Annotated in this window: 12 protein-coding genes; 6 read left to right on the plus strand and 6 right to left on the minus strand. The window is 69.1% G+C overall.

The features are described 5' to 3' along the window. Positions 1-127: 127 nt before the first annotated feature. Positions 128-2761, minus strand: coding sequence for a GNAT family N-acetyltransferase (locus ACQEVG_RS16095; RefSeq protein ID WP_432983396.1), 2634 nt, complete (start codon positions 2759-2761; stop codon positions 128-130). Positions 2762-2802: 41 nt separating this feature from the next. Here ACQEVG_RS16095 and ACQEVG_RS16100 point away from each other — a divergent pair, with 41 nt between their 5' ends. Beyond that, complete coding sequence (locus ACQEVG_RS16100; RefSeq protein ID WP_432983399.1) at positions 2803-2943, plus strand: hypothetical protein; 141 nt, start codon at positions 2803-2805, stop codon at positions 2941-2943. A gap of 12 nt (positions 2944-2955) precedes the next feature. Here ACQEVG_RS16100 and ACQEVG_RS16105 read toward each other — a convergent pair whose 3' ends face one another. From ACQEVG_RS16105 to ACQEVG_RS16120, 4 genes are all read right to left on the minus strand, one after another. Then, entirely contained in the window at positions 2956-4872 is a 1917-nt protein-coding gene (locus ACQEVG_RS16105) for a Xaa-Pro dipeptidyl-peptidase (protein ID WP_432983402.1), read from the minus strand. Between the two features lie 28 nt (positions 4873-4900). Then, positions 4901-6172 (minus strand): alpha/beta hydrolase family protein, encoded by a 1272-nt coding sequence (locus ACQEVG_RS16110; protein WP_432983405.1) that lies wholly within the window; start codon positions 6170-6172, stop codon positions 4901-4903. Positions 6173-6328: 156 nt separating this feature from the next. Continuing rightward, a complete protein-coding gene (locus ACQEVG_RS16115; protein WP_432983408.1) occupies positions 6329-6778 on the minus strand; it encodes an SgcJ/EcaC family oxidoreductase in 450 nt (149 codons plus the stop codon). 123 nt (positions 6779-6901) lie between these two features. Then, positions 6902-7561, minus strand: coding sequence for a histone deacetylase (locus ACQEVG_RS16120; RefSeq protein WP_432983411.1), 660 nt, complete (start codon positions 7559-7561; stop codon positions 6902-6904). A 70-nt stretch (positions 7562-7631) separates the two neighbouring features. Here ACQEVG_RS16120 and ACQEVG_RS16125 point away from each other — a divergent pair, with 70 nt between their 5' ends. The 4 genes from ACQEVG_RS16125 to ACQEVG_RS16140 all read left to right on the plus strand — a co-directional run bounded on the left by ACQEVG_RS16125 (position 7632) and on the right by ACQEVG_RS16140 (position 10838). Beyond that, on the plus strand, positions 7632-8120 hold the full coding sequence (locus tag ACQEVG_RS16125) for a GNAT family N-acetyltransferase (RefSeq protein WP_432983414.1): 489 nt from the start codon (positions 7632-7634) through the stop codon (positions 8118-8120). A gap of 297 nt (positions 8121-8417) precedes the next feature. Next, the gene (locus ACQEVG_RS16130; protein WP_432985386.1) at positions 8418-9185 is read left to right on the plus strand and encodes an ABC transporter substrate-binding protein; all 768 of its coding nucleotides are present in this window, start codon (positions 8418-8420) and stop codon (positions 9183-9185) included. Then, complete coding sequence (locus ACQEVG_RS16135; protein WP_432983417.1) at positions 9152-9982, plus strand: amino acid ABC transporter permease; 831 nt, start codon at positions 9152-9154, stop codon at positions 9980-9982. The genes ACQEVG_RS16130 and ACQEVG_RS16135 overlap by 34 nt, the downstream gene beginning before the upstream one ends. A 7-nt stretch (positions 9983-9989) precedes the next feature. Beyond that, positions 9990-10838 (plus strand): amino acid ABC transporter ATP-binding protein, encoded by an 849-nt coding sequence (locus ACQEVG_RS16140; protein ID WP_432983420.1) that lies wholly within the window; start codon positions 9990-9992, stop codon positions 10836-10838. A 109-nt stretch (positions 10839-10947) separates the two neighbouring features. On the opposite strand, the gene ACQEVG_RS16145 is transcribed toward ACQEVG_RS16140, so the two are convergent. Then, positions 10948-11322, minus strand: coding sequence for a hypothetical protein (locus tag ACQEVG_RS16145; RefSeq protein ID WP_432983423.1), 375 nt, complete (start codon positions 11320-11322; stop codon positions 10948-10950). 122 nt (positions 11323-11444) lie between these two features. Between ACQEVG_RS16145 and ACQEVG_RS16150 the strand changes: the two genes are divergently transcribed. After that, a complete protein-coding gene (locus tag ACQEVG_RS16150; RefSeq protein ID WP_432983426.1) occupies positions 11445-14174 on the plus strand; it encodes an MFS transporter in 2730 nt (909 codons plus the stop codon). Positions 14175-14177: the final 3 nt, after the last annotated feature.

Here is a 14177-nt window from a genome sequence, read left to right on the forward strand (position 1 = left end):
GGCGTGCCCCGCCGCGCCGACCGGCCGGGCCCGCATCCGGGGCCCAGCCGGTCGTCCGGGGCCCAGCTGGTAGCCCGGGCCCAGCCGGTCGTCCGGGGTGCAGCCCGAGCCGGTCGGCCCGGGTCGTTCAGCCGCGGCGCTCCTGCGGCTCGCGGCTGAAGAACGCCAGCCGCGCCCGCTTCTCCGGCTTGTCGATCTCCGGTCCGAGCTCGAACCCGGCGCGGACCATGCGCTCGATGGCCTTCTGGTTGCGGGCATCCGGCTCGACGATGATCCGCCGGTGCTCCGGGTCGGCCAGCACGTAGGCGATGAGGACGCGAAAGATTTCGCCGGTGAAGCCCCGCTCCGTACCACCGTCCGCGGGACCGATGAGGATATGTATGCCGTAGTCGCCGGGCTGCACCTCGTAGCACTCGCCGACCGGGTCGGCGTCCGGTTCGTACGTCTGGAAGAGCGCCACCGGTTCGCCGTCCCGCTGGACCAGGAAGGCGTGATGGGTCGTGAGCGAGTCCAGATACTCGTATATCTCCAGGACCTGCTCGCGGGTGTGGTCGGCCATGCCCCAGAACCGGGCCCGTTCCTCGGTGACCCAACCGTGGATCAGATCGACGTCGGCGGCGGGATCCAGCGGGACGATGCGTACCGTCCCGAAGCCGTCGACAGTCTGTTCGTACACGGCCTCGCGGCGGGCGGGGGTTTCGGACGTCATGCCTTCCTCGGTGAGTCGGTTCCAGTCGGTGATGACGGGGACGAGTTCGCCGCGCAGCCACAGCGGCAGCTGGTCGCGGTGGTGGGCGTCGCCGGGGATGCCGGACGCGCCGAACGGGACCACCCAGAGGCTGTCCTCGCGCTCGGCCAGGTCCCATACGTAGCGCGCCGCCGGTCCCCGTGAGCTGAGGTCGGTCAGGCCCGGCACACTCGACGTGGACAGCACACAGTCGTGGTCGCCGGAGAGCCCCTGCCACACCTCGGGACGCGCGTCGGGCAGCGCCTGCCAGGGAGCGAGCCGGTGCCGCTCGCCCCAGGGTGTTGCTGTCCGGCCGGCGGCGGCCACCTCCTCGACGGCCTCCCGCACGACCGCCGGACGGTCGATGCCGGGCAGCGCGTCCGCCGTGAGCAGCCCCTCCAGCGCGAAGGCGACCCGGGGGACGACGGCCAGCCAGGGCGCGAAAAGCTGTGGATACGGCGCGGCCTCGACCCGTTCCGCCAGCTCTTGCAGTGCCAGGTGGGCCGCGATCCGGCGTACGACCGCCGACCGCACGTCGGCGTAGGCCGTCGCGTCCGTGCTCTCGGCGTCCATCCGCATGTCCCAGCCCACCAGCCTGTCCCGCAGCAGTGTGGCGCCGGCGCTCAACCCGTCGAGTCTGCCTACCAGTTCCAACAACGGTTTGGCGGAGGCGAGTTGAGTGTCCATATGGACAGTCGCGATGTCCTTGGCGGACCACGTGGCCGACTGCTCAAGGAGGCTGCGAATGCGCTCGGCCCGGTGCGAGGGTGCGAACTCGACCCCGAGGGGAGCGGCCAGACCTCGTTGGTTCGCCATCACGGCGATGCCGTCGACCGTCTCGCGGGGTAGTGGTTCGTGCGGACCGTGCCACTCGTACACCGCCTCCCAGGCGGGCACGACACGCAGCGTGTTGTCCCGGTGCCGCTGCGGCACCCGGCCGGCGACGCGGTGCAGCAGTCCGCCCGCGGTGTCGGCGGCTTGTACGACGTTGACGGGCTCCGCCCACTGGTCGAGGGCGCGGTCCACATCGTCGACGGTCCGCGCCCGCAGCAGCGCGGGCAGTGCGCCAAAGCCCAGGTCCCCGCCGACCCGCGGGGGAAGACGGAGGCTGATCGCGGTCGCCTCGTCGACGCCGCCGATCACGACAGGCCCGCGCTCGGTCTCGATCACTTCGATCTCGACCGGGTCGCCGCCCGCCACCTCGATGATTTCCCGGTGCGCGGACGCGGGCCGCCAGCCCTGGGGGCCGAGCGACTCCACCTCCGCTCCCCGTCTTCGCAGGCGCTCCCGGTAGAGGTCCTGGTAGTCGGCCATGGCGTTGGTGATCGCCCATGCCACGCTGCCTGTATGCGCGAAGTGCGCGATGCCGGGGACGCCGGGCACGGCCAGTCCCACCACGTCGAACTCGGGGCAGCACAGATGGATCTGCTGGTAGATCCCCGGGTCCTCGATGAACCGATGGGGGTCGCCCGCGATGAGCGGCGCCCCCGTGACCGTGCGCTCGCCGGTGACGAGCCAGCCGTTGCTTCCCGAGGTGCGGTTCCCGTCGGTGGCGAACAGCTCGATCGCGTCGTCGCCGAGGGCGTGGGCGACCTCCTCTCGCCACAGCTTGGTCGGAAAGCCGGCGAAGAGAATGTGCGCGCTGAGCCAGATCCCCAGTGGCGTCCACGGCTCCCACCGTCCGGGGGCAAGCCCCGTGGCGGCGAACTGCGGAGCGCGGCGAGCCCCGTCGGCGAGAGAGTCGTTGACACCGTCGACGTACCTGGTGAGCCACACGGCGGTGCTCGCGTCGAGGCTGCGGAAGCAGCGCCGCGCGGTGTCGTCAAGGCGCGCCTGGCGTACGAAGCGGTCCCAGCCGACGGCCTCCGCACCGAGAAAGGCGGCAGTGGTGCCCTGCGAACGGTGCCGCTCGACCTCGATCTGCCAGGCCCGGTCCGCCGCGACGTTGCGCCCCTGGACGTAGGCGAGTTCGTCCGGACTGCCGGCCCGCAGATGCGGGATCCCCCAGGCGTCCCGGTAGATCTTTGCGTTCACACTGCTCCCCGACTCTCTTAGGTTAGGCTGACCTAACTTAGATGATGGCAGTTCGAGAAACAATTCCGGCCAGGCGGTCGGTCTGGGAGGAGTTCATGGAGTTCGACGCAGTCCTGGCGCGCATCGGCGAGGGCGCCGACGCGCGCCTGGACTTCCAGGCCTCCTATCCGGTGCACGGGTGAGGTGTACGGGACTTACGGCCTCCCGATCGGGAGCGTGACCGTACTGACCCCGGCCCGTACGGTCATCCGCGTCCCTGCCGGATACCGCAGCGTGTAGTCGTAGTCCGTCGAGATCAGCACCACACCCAGCCGGTGTCCCCTCTTGAAGACATAGTCCTGAGGCTGCATCGACCACTCCAGCCGGTACTCACGGCCCTCCACGACCTTGTCCTGCCGAGCGATCGAATTGCGGTTACGGGCGTCCAGCCAGCCGCGCGACACAATCTTGAAGTCGGCGGTCTCGGTGCGGTGCACCGTCCGGTAGGTGCAGCCGGTGTCCTCGGGGATGCCCTCTCCGTAGCAGATCAGCTTGGAGGTGTCCGCGACCGTGCCCGCTGTCGCGCGCGTGTCCGTGCCGTAGTCGACGAGCAGCGCCGTCACATACGGGGACGTCCCGTCCAGTGAGGCCCGTACTGACGCCTCGGGCACGCCGTTGACCCGCAGATCCTGCGGCAGTGGGCCGGTCGTGTACGCCAGCCGGTTCGTTTTCGCCGTATCCGGATCGGCTGCCAGCCGCTCCGCCGTGACCGTGCGGCCCTCGTCCGTCAGCGACTGCTTGACCGGCGGGCCGGGCAGCGGCGCGAGGCCACCCTTGTTCAGCCGCAGCGTCACATCACGGGTGCCGCGCGCCGGCCACTCGGACTGTTGACGCCAGCTGAAGTCGGACTGCTCGACATCGACCCGCGGTGCGTCCAGCGCGCCGTTGTCCAGGTCGTACAGCCAGTAGTCGAACCACTGGTGCAGCTGCCGCAGCCACTCCTCCATCCGCAGCGGCATGGGGTTGGTGTGGCCCGCCTGATGCAGCCACAGCTTGCGCGGCACGTCGTACTTCTTCAGGGCCTCCCACAACTGCCCGAAGTGCTGGGTCTTCACATTCCAGTCGTTGCCGCCGTGCACCGCGAAGACCCCGGCCCTGATCTTCCGTACGTCCTTGACATAGTCACGCTCAGCCCAGAACCGGCTCCAGTCACCGGTCGTGCGGTCCTGATCGGCCGTCAGCCGGTCTAGGACGGGCTTGCAGATCTCCCGGTCGGTGCGGCTGTAGACGTACTTGGCGAGGACGTCGGTGTCCTCGCCCTGATAGCCGCCGGGGGCCACGACTCCGCCGTTCGCCCGGTAGTAGTCGTACCAGGACGATATGCCGGAGATCGGCACGATCGCCTTGAGTCCCTCAACTCCCGTCGTGGCAACGGCAGTCGGCAGCGTCCCGTTGTACGAGATCCCCATCATCGCCGCATTGCCGGTCGACCAGGCCGCGCCGATGGGCCTGCCCTCCAGGTCCCAGCCCCTGGCCCGGCCGTTCAGCCAGTCCACGACCGCCTTCGCGCCGAGAGTCTCATTGCGGCCACCGGACGTCGGGCAGCCGGTCGAACCGCCTGTGCCGACGCTGTCGACCTGGGCGACCGCATAGCCGCGCGGCAGAAAGTAGTTGTCCGTATAGCCGGAGAACGGCACGGACGGTCCGACGAGGCCGGGCTGCCGCCGTTCGCCGGAGCGCAGCCTGTCGGCCGGCAGCCCGTCCTCGTCCAGATCCACCCCATGGTTCGGCACATCGTTCCCCCCGGCCCAGTACGGGCTCGCCTCGATGATCGTGGCGACCTTCAGTCCGGTCTCGGTCTCCTTCGGCCGCAGGATCCGCATCCGCACGGTGTCGCGCTGCCCGTCGCCGTCGCTGTCCGTCTTCGTCTCGACGTTCACCTGCTGGAACATCGCGTCGGCGCGCGAGAAGGCGGGCTGTGTCTCATTGCCGACGATCTTCAGTGCCGGGGCTTCGGGGCGCGCGGGGTCGTTCGCCCGCGCCGTGGGGGCGGGCAGCGCCGTCATCAGGCAGGCCGCGAGGGCACCGACGCCCAGCCTCCGTGCCGTACGTAACGCGGTGGGTCTCGCCATCGTGCCTCCAGAGCCCGGAAAGTGACGATCACGCGGGGAGCGCGCGCACATTCCATCGCGCACGCACCGCCCCGCGCCAGAGCGCAACTCCCGCCACGTACACCACATGCGAGCGCCGGGCCCAGGAAGGGCTGTGCAGCTCTACTTCCGGGTTCTGCGGCGACGGACCGTCGAGCAGGGGCTGTGCGATGCCCCGCAGATGCAGGTCGTAGAAGGCCCCCACATAGTCACGGGTGATCTCGCCCGCACGTTTCCCGGGCAGCGGATCCTCGGGATCGCTCAGTCCCAACTGCGCACCGAGCACCGGCAGATCGGTGAACGCGAAGTGGCCCGAACCGGCGACGGTAACCCAGCGCTTCCAGCCGTCCAGATTGCTCCAGGCGCGGTCCCAGGTGGTGTCCTTGCTGCCGGGGCTGTGCCCGGCCTCGGTGCCGAGCATCATGAAGGGACGTCCGCCCAGGCCCGCGGCGGTGGGCGCGGTCGCGAAGGCGCCGTCCATGTTCACACCGGCACGTATCCGCCGGTCGAGCGCCATGGTCGCAGCGGTGCTCGCGCCGCCGATGGAGTGACCGCCCATGCCGATCCGCCTCGGGTCGATCATCCGGGCATACCGCCACGCCGGGTGACGTCCCGTCAACCGGTCCAGTACGAAGGAGAGATCCTTCGCCCGCCCGTCGGCGATCTGGCCGGTCCCCTGAGCGGAGTCACAGGCCGTACAGGGCAGGGTCCGGCCGCCGGGGAAGGTCACACCCACCGCCTCGTAGGCGTGGTCGACGGTGGCGACGACATAGCCGCGGCTGGTCAGTTCCTCGGCGAGAGCGGTGATAGTGCTGCGCGGCGCGGTGAAGCCGGGGGAGAGCACCACGAGCGGGAAACGGCCGTGCGCGGGCCGCGCGCCGAGCGCCGAGTGGGTGCGGGTGCCGCTGAGGACCGTGGCCGGAATCAGCTTGTCCAGGTCCTGGTACTCCAGCAGCAGCCGGGCTTCATTGGTGGTCATGTAAGGGGAGGGCGTGCCGGTACCGGGCCGTGCCGGGTAGTACATCGACACCATCAGTTCCCGCGCACCCGCTGTGGGCACCCAGTGGTCGCGGCGGGACGCGTCGACGAGGTGCAGCGTGTTGCGCCCGACGGCGTACGGCCCTGTAGGGCGCGGCAGTTCCAGCTGAACGCCCTTGGCGTCCAAGGACGCGGCGGCGGGCGCGGCGGCGCTCCCCTGCTGCGGAGCGGCCAGTGCCGTACCCGCCCCGGCCATCGACAGCACGAGCGCGGCGGCGATGGTGGCATGACGGACTCGGGTCATCCCGGAGTCTCCTTCTCCTGGTGGCCGGGCGTCGGACGACGGCCTGATGGAGGCGAGCCTAGGAATCACGCAGGAGGTGCGGCATCACTCCACGGAGCCAACTCGCCGTCCGGCTCAGGGTGGAGGTGCCGCCCGAGCAGCCCCCCGTAGTAGGGGTTACCTCCGGGCCGCCGGTACGAGCCCGGGGGCCACCTTGAAGGAGATGCCCTCCATGAACGGTCTGCCCTTGGTGTTGTGGAAGGCAGCGATGCGCCATAGCCCGTCGGCTTCGCGGACGATCGTGTACGTCTGCGCCTTGCCGAGCTTCTTCGGCTGCTTGCCCTTGTAGGTGTCGCCCCGTCCGGTGACCACGGCCGTGTCGGGCCCGTAGAAGCGGATGCCGACGATCTCGTCGGCCAGTCGGGTGCCCTTGAGGAAGGTGGAGAACAGGGTGCGGTGGCTCTCGGCGATGTCGCGGCGGCCGCGGTAGTGGGTGCCGAGGAAGGTGGTGTACGTGGCGTCGGCGGTGAAGAGCTCGCCGTACGCGTCGGCGTCGTGCCGTCGCCAGGCCTCGACGAGGGCGGCGATGACGGCGGCGACCGCGTGCTCGTCCGCTGTGGTGTCCATGGGGTCCTCCCGTTGGTTGCGCCGACATGAAGGTTGCGTATCTGCAATATATGCAGGTGTGCAGATAATGGGCAAGGGGGGACCCCTGGACGGGCTGCGACGCAGAGGGCGCCGTGCACGGCATCACTCGATGAGGCGGGCGATCTCCAACGCACTCCAGTGCCCGGCTGCGCCTGGGCGCGCCGCCACATACTCGGCAATGTCGGACATGTTCCAAGCACCCGCCTCCAGGAGGCCGGCCGACAGTTGCTTCAGGTGGGGCGCCGACGGCGTGTTCCACTCGACATCGGCCATGGCCCACGGAGCCGTGAAGGTGAGGACCGGAACGCCGTCCAGCGCGCCCGGACAGACAAGCGTCTCGTAACGCCCGTCCCCGAGCGCCGCCCTGCCGTCGCGCAGGACTTCCGTGAGGTCGAGGTCCAGGCCGGGCTCCGCGTACATCTCCTGCGCCGCGATGTCCGAGAACTGTCCGGCTGTGACCAGATGCGCCCTCGCGAGCGCCTGCCCCGGGGCGTCCGGATCGTAGAGGGCTCGCCCGCCGGTCCACACGGCCGACTCGGTGGCGAAGTACACCTGGCCGTGCAGCTCCACCGGGACGGACGCTTGTGGCGGCCGGCTGTCGCGACATCCGGGGTGCGTTTTCATGGCGCCGGGTGGCCGACCGCCCGCGATGTAGTGCATCAGCCGGCCGAGGTGCATGTTGGAGCCGTACGAGGCGTACCAGACCTGGCGTGGCGAGGGGCTCTCGGGCAATCGCCGATCGATGGCGCTGGGACTGATCATTTGGTCCCCATTCTTCTGTCCAGTCTGCAGGTGGACTGCCGCGCCTGCGCCGACAGGTAATACTCACTCCATGACTTCGCGTATGACGGACGGCCGCGGCGGGGCGCGCCGGGCGGCCGTACGGATCAGACGAGCCACCGCCCGCGACGCGAAGCGGCTGACCCGGCTGGTGCGCACTTCCCGCGCCTATGAGGGCCCGTATGCCCCGATGATCGCCGGATACCGGGTGGGGCCCGACTACCTCGAGACTCATCCGGTCTTCGCCGCCGTCGGCGAGGACGGGAGAGCTCTGGGCTTCTATGCCCTCATCCTGTCCCCGCCGGAACTCGACCTGATGTTCGTCGCCGATGCCGCCCAGGGACTCGGCATCGGCCGCCTGCTCATCGAGCACATGGCCGGCGAGGCGCGCGACGCGGGGATCGAGGCCGTGCGCGTCGTCTCACACCCGCCCGCCGAAGGCTTCTACCTCAGCGTGGGCGCGCAGCGGATCGGCACCGTGCGCGCTAATCCGCCCGCGGTGATGTGGGACCGTCCCGAACTGGTCATTGCGATCACCTGACGAGGACCCGGGCCGGACCACCGCACGCCCCGACGCACACGCCCTCGTTCGCGCCCATTCAGCCTGTCTTGTCCGGCCGGGACTGGGCGACCACCGTCTCACCAGGCGGAACGCGGCGTGGACAGCTGCGTCATGCCGCGCCCTCGGTGCCTTACGATCTCCGCGGGCAGTCGCGAAGTGCGGACCGCCCGCACCGCTCACCCATGGAGGTCAACCGTGTTCTGGACGGCCAGCGGACACCGCAGTAACCGCACCAGCATCCGCGCCCGCGCCACCGCCGGAGCCGTGGCGGCGGGGATGTTCCTTGCCGTGGGCTGTTCCTCCGGGGACGACGGAGCGGGCGAAGCGGCGGGCGGCGTTCCCGTGGTCCACAAGGGCAAGCTGACCACCTGCACCCACCTGCCGTACCCGCCGTTCCAGTTCGAGCAGGGCGGTAAGGTCGTCGGATTCGACGTGTCGCTGGTCGATCTTGTGGCGAAGAACCTCGAGGTCGAGCAGAAGATCGTGGACACCCCGTTCGAGAACTTCAAGACCGGCGCCTTCCTCAACTCCGGGGAATGCGACCTGGCCGCCGCGGGCATGACGATCACGGATGAGCGCAAGAAGAACGTGGACTTCTCCGTCCCGTACTTCGACGCCACGCAGGCGCTGCTCGCGACCAAGAAGAGCGGCGTGAAGTCCCTGGCCGACGTCAAGGCCAAGAACAAGAAGCTGGGTGCCCAGGCGGAGACCACCGGCGAGAGCTACGCCAAGGAGCAGGGCTTCAACCCGGTCGCGTTCGAGAGCTCTGACGCGGTGCTCAACGGGCTGCGCACCGGCCAGGTCGACGCCGTCGTCATTGACTACCCGGTCGTCCAGGGCTGGCTCAAGGACAAGAAGAACGCCGCCGAATTCGTCCTCGGCGACAACATCAAGACTGGCGAGCAGTACGGCATCTCGGTGAAGAAGGGCAACAAGAAGCTCCTCGACGCCATCAACAAGGCGATCACGGACGCCCGCGCGGACGGCACGTACAAGAAGCTGTACGAGCAGTGGATCGGCCCGCTGCCCCAGGGCACGTCGTGACATCTCGGCTGACCAGGCGCCAGCGGCGCCGCGTCTCGCAGGGCATCCAGTACGCCGTTTTCGTCGCCGCGATAGTCGTGATCGGCCTGCTGGCCGACTGGGGCAGGCTGCAGAACCAGTTCGCGCAGAAGGACCTGGCCAAGGAGCTCTTCCCCGACATCATCACCACCGCGCTGCGCAACACGGTGGTGTACACGCTCTCCGGCTTCGTCTTCGGCCTGGTACTCGGTCTGATCATCGCGCTGATGCGGCTCTCCTCCGTCGCTCCCTACCGGTGGGTCGCCACCGTCTACATCGAGCTCTTCCGTGGCCTGCCCGCCCTGCTGATCTTCATCTTCGTGGGCGTGGCGGTGCCACTGGCGTTCCCCGGGACCCAGATCCCCGGCGGTACGTACGGCAAGGTCGCGCTCGGTCTCGGACTGGTCGCCGCGGCCTATATGGCGGAAACGATCAGGGCCGGCATCCAGGCGGTGCCCAAGGGACAGATGGAGGCGGCCCGTTCGCTCGGCTTCTCACACGGCCGGGCCATGGTGTCGGTGATCATTCCGCAGGCGTTCCGCATCGTCATCCCACCGCTGACCAACGAGCTCGTCCTGCTGTTCAAGGACTCCTCGCTGGTGCTGTTCCTCGGTGTCACGCTGGAGGAACGGGAGCTGACCAAGTTCGGCAGGGACCTGGCCAGCCAGACTGCCAACTCGACCCCGATCCTGGTCGCGGGGCTCTGCTATCTCCTGGTGACCGTGCCGCTGAGCTTCGTGGTGCGCCGCCTGGAGGCCCGCTCCGAGAAGGCCAGGTGAGGACGTGATGTCTCAGAAGACGGACACGGTGGACAGCATGGGTGCGGACCACGCGGAGATCGAGATCCGGGGCCTGCACAAGTCCTTCGGGGACAACGAGGTCCTGCGGGGAATCGACCTGGACATCGCCCGCGGCGAGGTGGTGTGCGTCATCGGGCCGTCCGGATCGGGCAAGTCGACCCTGCTGCGCTGCGTCAATCTGCTGGAGGAGCCCACCTCCGGCCAGGTCTTCGTGGGCGGTACGGAAGTCACCGACCTGGACGTGGACATCGACGCGGTACGCCGCCGTATCGGCATGGTCTTCCAGCAGTTCAACCTCTTCCCGCACGTGAACGTGACCGAGAACCTCACGCTGCCACAGCGGCGCGTGCTGGGCCGGAACAAGACACGGGCCGCGGCTGTGGCCCGGGAGAACCTCGACCGCGTGGGTCTTGCCGACAAGGCGGATGCCTATCCGGCACAGCTGTCCGGTGGGCAGCAGCAGCGGGTGGCGATCGCACGGGCGCTGTCGATGGGTCCTGAGGTGATGCTTTTCGACGAGCCGACCTCGGCGCTCGACCCCGAGCTGGTGGGCGATGTGCTGTCGGTGATGCGGCTGCTTGCCGCCGAGGGCATGACGATGATGGTCGTCACGCACGAGATGAGCTTCGCTCGGGAGGTCGCCGACCGGGTCGTGTTCATGGACGGCGGAGTCATCGTCGAGCAGGGGCCGGCCGAGCAGGTTGTGGGCGATCCGCAGCACGAGCGGACCAGGAACTTCCTGATGCGCATCCTGGATCCCGCGGCGGCCGAGGCCCCCGTGGAGGACGCCGGGTCGGATGAGCCCAAGCCGGACGGCGGCCCTTCCGAGGGATGACCGGACCGCAGTGCCATCGGGGAGCGACTCACGTCGCTCCCCGATGGACTTGTGGCAGATGAACCGTCCTTGTCTGCACAACCAGGCGTCTCTTTCGACGCATCAGCGCTCACCCGCCCGGCACCGACTGACCTGGTTCGGCCGGGGCGGGTTCAAGGGCCCCTGGGGGCGCGGTGTTGTGGAGTTCGACGAGACGCAGGAGAGCGTCGACGCGCAGATCAGGATCAGTAAGGGCCTGCGCCGCCGCTACGGCTTGGTGCTCCAAAGCGCGTTGCTGCCGGGCATGGGCGCGTTCCTGGCGCTGTTGGTGGGTGACCCGACGCGTGGCCCGGACCTCCTGGTGCACATGCGTAACGAGCACGACCGCGGCGCCGGCCAGGGCGGGAGCGACACTGATCCAGCCAGGCACCCCCGCGAGGAAGAACGCGGTCGTGGCGCTGGCGGCGGTCGCAGTGGTGACGAGCGTGGGGGTGGGCAGATTCATCGAAAACTCCTATGCGGTGCGGGCGTTGGGTCGACGATGAGCCTGTACAGGAGGGCGTTCCAGCGGTTGGATATTGTCCCTGCGACAACACGGGGTTATCGGGCGATAACGGGGCGGGGCAAGTGGAGGCACAGTCCGCGGGGGCGCCGCGCACGGCGAGGGCGGGGAGACCCTGGGGCCCTGTCCGGGGGAACTGCGAGGAGAGCAACGAGCTCGCCTGGCTGCTGCGTGGATGGCTGGACGCGGCAGGCATCTCCGCGCGCAAGCTGCGGGAGCGTCTGACACCTGATCACTTCGGCTCCGGCGCGGTGCCCTCCGAGGGAAAGCTCTACGCCATGCTCGCGGGCGACGACCTGGGATGGGACTTGGTGGAGGCCGTCGCGGAGCTTTGCTTTCCCGCCGACAGCGCCGAGGAGACACGGGAGCGGTGCGGGGATGCCCGGAGACTGTGGCTGGCCGCACGGGATCATCCCACGTCAGTCGGGGCTCGGTCGGCCGGTGACTGGGAACTGAGCCGGGAGTTGTCCGCGGCGAAGGACCGGATCATCGAGACGCAGGAGGAACTCGGCCGTGCGCGGCAAGCACTACAAGTGAGCGAGGCAAGCCGGTTTCAGGCCGAGCGGGTCGGCGGCATGCTGTTTCTCCTGCTGGGCTGGGCGCAGTCGAAGATCGATGAGCTGAGTCGTCAGATCGACGGCTTTCAGGCTCGCCTCGCGGGCGATCCGGGAGAGCTGAGCCTGCTGGAGCAACTCCTTGCACGGTATGAGGAGCGGCAGCGCTCCATTCAGCAACAGTTTGATCATGCTGTGCAGGAGCGGGACACCGCACAGCAGGTGGTGGATTTCGCGGCGCGGCGGATCCAGACCCTGGAAGCAGAGGTCGCTCGGCTGCAGGACCGAACGGCCGGCCAGGTACCGCCGGCCGACACCTCGCAGGGCGATGGCCCGGAGGTGGCGGAGCCGGGCCTGGCGTTCCCCAATCCCCTGGACGGGGCGCTCGCTGACGTGGACCGGACACTGGATACGTTCAAGCGTGTCCTGCACGAGGGGCACGAAGCCACGAAGGAGGCGGCCGAGGACATCGGGTGGAAGGCCACACCCGGCACGGAGCCGGGCCCGGACGGCGTTGTTGTCGTGCGGGGCGAGGTGGTGCAGGACGCGGGGTTGTCCGCGACAACTCCGGACAATCCTCTGAACAGGCCGGACTCCGGTCAACCGGACAGCGATGTCATGAGAGTTGCGGCGGTGGAAGCCGAGACTGCGACCCATGGCCTCGACACAGATGACGGGCGCTCACGCGCGCAAGGCATCGAGAATGCTCAATCAACGGTGCCCGCCCCTGACGCTGTGGGCATCGCGGTGCCATCGCCGACCGAGCGCGGACCGACGAAGACCCGAGGCCCGGCCGAGAGCGAGGCATCGGATGGCGCCCCGGTGTGGCGCGTCATGCTGATGGCTTGCGTGGCCCAGTTCGCGGTCGTCCTCGGAGCCATGCAAATGAACGTCGCTCTCCCCTCCCTTCAGGAGTCCCTCGACCTGGACCTGGCCGACGCGGCATGGCCGGTGAACGCCTACGGCCTGGGCCTGGCCGGTCTGTTGCTGTCCGGTCGGCGAGCCACCGAACGCTACGGTGCCCGCCCGGTCTTCCTCGCCGGTGTCGCGTTGTTCGGCCTGGCGAGCCTGGCTTGCGTTGGTGTGCTGTCGCCGGAGCTTCTGCTGGCATCGCGTGCTGCGCAAGGATGCGGTGCCGCGCTGGTCAGCGCATCGGCGATGTCGATTGCGGCCGCCGCCCTCAGCGGACGCGGCCTGGGCCGGCTCGCCGCAGCGACGAGTGTGGCTGTCTTGTGCAGCGACGCCATCGCCGGCCTCATCACCGGGCAGTTCGGGTGGAGGGCTCTCTTCCTGGTCAACTTCGCTGTGGCGGTCAGCCTCTTCTCTGCCGGGGTGTCGCTGCTGCGAAAGGACGCCACCGACCAGGGGATCACGCTCGGGATCCTTGGCACGCTGGCCCTCAGCGGGGCGCTCGTGGCCATCACTTTCGCCTTCGCCGGCACCGAGCAGCACGGTTGGGGATCTGTCCCGACTCTGCTGTCGCTCGCGGCCGGGGTGGTCTGCTCGGTGGGGTTCGTGGCCTGCCAGCGGCGGTCCGGCCAGAGAGCGCTCGTGCCGTTGGCACGGGTCCGGTCCCTGCCGCTGGGTGCGGCCGTGACCGTCAGCGCGCTGCTCCACGCCGCCCTGCTCAGCGAAGCTGTGTTCGTCTCCCTCTATGCGCAAAACGTGCTGGGCTATGGCCCACTGGCCGCGGGACTGGTGCTTCTCGTCCCTGCGGCGACCGTCATTGCGGTGTCGATGGCGGGGCCCAGACCGGCTTCCGGTGAGCACGGCCCGCTGTTCCTGGGACTGTTCCTGATCGCCGCCGGTCTGGCCTGGCTCAGCCGAGTCTCCCCGGACGGCAGTTTCCTCACCGACCTTCTCGGCCCGTTGGAAGTCACGGCACTGGGCCTCGGGCTCGTACCGGCGCGCCTGGCAGGCCTCGCGGGCCGTGACACAACCTCTGACGGACTGCCGCAGCAGCTGACCCATGTAGCGTCGCTGGCAGGCGGTGCGTTCGGCCTGGCCGCGCTGACCAGTGTTGCCGTCCGCCACACGGAACACACGCTCGCCGACCAGCCACAGGCTTGGGGCTACGCCGAAGCGCTGTCCGTCGGATACGCGCGCGTCCTGTTGATCTCTGCGGTTCTGGCGGCCGGAGCGGCGTTCGCCATCTTGCCGCTATTGCGGCGAAGGCCTCCCGCCGCTCCGACGGCATCTCTCCGGACGGGTGGCTCATCACCAACCGGCACGGGGGGGTGAGAA

The sequence above is a fragment of the Streptomyces sp. CA-135486 genome (assembly GCF_050936555.1).
In the GTDB taxonomy this organism is placed as follows: domain Bacteria; phylum Actinomycetota; class Actinomycetes; order Streptomycetales; family Streptomycetaceae; genus Streptomyces.

What these genes read in the sequence shown, in the direction of transcription:
- ACQEVG_RS16100 (WP_432983399.1), top strand. Translation starts at nt 2,803, where the DNA reads ATGATGGCAGTTCGAGAAACAATTCCGGCCAGGCGGTCGGTCTGGGAG.
- ACQEVG_RS16105 (WP_432983402.1), bottom strand. Translation starts at nt 4,872, where the DNA reads ATGGCGAGACCCACCGCGTTACGTACGGCACGGAGGCTGGGCGTCGGT.
- ACQEVG_RS16110 (WP_432983405.1), bottom strand. Translation starts at nt 6,172, where the DNA reads ATGACCCGAGTCCGTCATGCCACCATCGCCGCCGCGCTCGTGCTGTCG.
- ACQEVG_RS16115 (WP_432983408.1), bottom strand. Translation starts at nt 6,778, where the DNA reads ATGGACACCACAGCGGACGAGCACGCGGTCGCCGCCGTCATCGCCGCC.
- ACQEVG_RS16120 (WP_432983411.1), bottom strand. Translation starts at nt 7,561, where the DNA reads ATGATCAGTCCCAGCGCCATCGATCGGCGATTGCCCGAGAGCCCCTCG.
- ACQEVG_RS16125 (WP_432983414.1), top strand. Translation starts at nt 7,632, where the DNA reads ATGACTTCGCGTATGACGGACGGCCGCGGCGGGGCGCGCCGGGCGGCC.
- ACQEVG_RS16130 (WP_432985386.1), top strand. Translation starts at nt 8,418, where the DNA reads ATGTTCCTTGCCGTGGGCTGTTCCTCCGGGGACGACGGAGCGGGCGAA.
- ACQEVG_RS16140 (WP_432983420.1), top strand. Translation starts at nt 9,990, where the DNA reads ATGTCTCAGAAGACGGACACGGTGGACAGCATGGGTGCGGACCACGCG.
- ACQEVG_RS16145 (WP_432983423.1), bottom strand. Translation starts at nt 11,322, where the DNA reads ATGAATCTGCCCACCCCCACGCTCGTCACCACTGCGACCGCCGCCAGC.